The sequence below is a fragment of the Aliivibrio sp. 1S128 genome (genome assembly GCF_001691065.1).
Taxonomy (GTDB): domain Bacteria; phylum Pseudomonadota; class Gammaproteobacteria; order Enterobacterales; family Vibrionaceae; genus Aliivibrio.
On the sequence record NZ_MAJV01000114.1, the window covers coordinates 1 to 1,844 of the forward strand.

The following is a 1,844-nucleotide window of genomic DNA, read 5'->3' on the forward strand; positions in this document are numbered from 1 at the left end:
GTTATGCAGGCGTTATGTAAAAGGAGATAGTTTTGACTCAAGATGTAGATAAAAAGAGTTTTATAGATAGGTTTGATGCTGACGATAAATTGATAGCTAAAGGAAAGATACTAACAACGGTTTCGTTAATTTTGCTAGCGCTTGAAGTTTCAGGTGCGACAATGAAAGAAGCTAATACATTTATATTCAAAATTGAATTTGCACACCAAAATAATATCGCATACTTGCTTTTGGCAGCAGTGGTTTATTTGACAATCAGATATCGAAATTACGCGAAGCCTTATCACAATGAACTGTTTCTACTTTGGTCAGAGCGGATGATGAACAATAAAGATGTATTTCATTACAGCCATCGGGAGGAAGCAGTAAAAGGATTGTTAGGTGGAGCTTTTGATATTTGTGGAGATGATGAACCAGGAATTAAGCATTCAACGTATGAAGTGAGCGGTTTTTTGCATAGAGGTATTAACTATCCAACAGTTTTCCGTGGTGGAAGCGGGGATGGTGAATGGATAGAAGAATATTATGATGAGTACTTCAGTTTACTATCTTTCAATAAAAAATGGACTGCTTCCAAATATTTACGCTTATTGTTTATTGAATTTAAGTATAGGCTTAGCTCCTTTATAAATGACCGCGAGCATTTGGATGTACTTAGTCCTTATATGTTTTCTGGATTGGCTATTTTGTCAGTCCTCATCCCATGGGAGCTTTTTACATAACAATCGCATCAACACGATTTGCTACATTCGGCATTCTAGGTTTCTTTTAGTTTACCGTATTAAGTGGTAAATTTGAGCTTGGTTTGCATAGTAGCAAACGTGTTATGCAGGCGTTATACCGTTTTGGAGGTTAAACATGGAAGTATTATCTCGGTTTTCATTTCCGCATGAAGCTCACATTGCCAAAGCAAGCCTGGAGGCTGCTGGAATTGTAAATGTAATTGCCGATGAGCATACCGTGAGTGCTCAATGGTTGTATTCTAATGCTGTTGGTGGTGTTCGATTAATGGTTAATGAAGCTGATGTTGAAATGGCATTATCAATCATAAATACGGATTTCTCAGAAGCTGTTATAAATAGTCCTGAAACTGAAATAATAAAAAATTGTTGTCCTAATTGCGGCAGTGAGGATTTAGTTCCATTTACCAAGGGTAAAAAGCCAGCATTTGTTGTTTTCATTCTTCTTGGTTTTCCATTGTTTTTCTTTAAGCATGGTTATAAGTGTAAAGGCTGTAATGAGTTCATCAAAAAAGTTGAGTAACGGTATAACAAAGCAATCAACACGATTTATTACATTCGGCGTTGTAGGTTTGTCTTTGGTTTCGGTGTTTAAGGCAGTAAAATTCAGCTAAATCGTCGTAGTAATAAACGTGTTATTGCGGCGTTATGTGCTCAAAGGATAAACAATGGCAGTAAGAAAAGAATTAGTAGCTTTATTAGAGTATGGAACATGGTGTCATCTAGAGCAGGTTAAAGATCATGAACTTATCCTTTTGAAAGGACATTTAATTCTAGATATTGTATTGGCTGAGTTGTATGGCGATAAACTAAGTTTTTACGGCAAAGTTAATAAATTAGCTCAGAATGATGACTATCGAATTTATGCGCAAATGTTGCTTGAATTAAATAATATGCGAAATCAATTAGCACATGAATTGTCATTTGATGTGGAAGCTTCAGGTTTATTAAGATGGGCAGATGATGTTTTATTAAAAGTCGATTTTAACAAGCACTCAAAGATGACAAAGAGAACGAAAGTGATTCATGCTTTTTCAGGTTTAGCTAGAAAGGTCATTTCTTTAAAAAACCAACATTAAATTAGAACGCACATAACAAATGCAT

3 protein-coding genes are annotated in these 1,844 nt (G+C 35.4%); all 3 read left to right on the forward strand.

Annotated elements, in window-relative coordinates:
- Positions 1 to 32 precede the first annotated feature (32 nt).
- The 3 genes from A6E03_RS16255 (at position 33) to A6E03_RS16265 (ending at position 1,819) form a co-directional block, all read left to right on the forward strand.
- Positions 33 to 722 carry a hypothetical protein gene (locus A6E03_RS16255; RefSeq protein ID WP_065601287.1) on the forward strand — a complete coding sequence of 230 codons (690 nt, stop codon included), beginning with the start codon at positions 33 to 35 and terminating at the stop codon, positions 720 to 722.
- A 136-nt stretch (positions 723 to 858) separates the two neighbouring features.
- A complete protein-coding gene (locus tag A6E03_RS16260) occupies positions 859 to 1,263 on the forward strand; it encodes a DUF2007 domain-containing protein (protein WP_065601288.1) in 405 nt (134 codons plus the stop codon).
- A gap of 145 nt (positions 1,264 to 1,408) precedes the next feature.
- Complete coding sequence (locus A6E03_RS16265; RefSeq protein WP_065601289.1) at positions 1,409 to 1,819, forward strand: hypothetical protein; 411 nt, start codon at positions 1,409 to 1,411, stop codon at positions 1,817 to 1,819.
- Positions 1,820 to 1,844 lie beyond the last annotated feature (25 nt).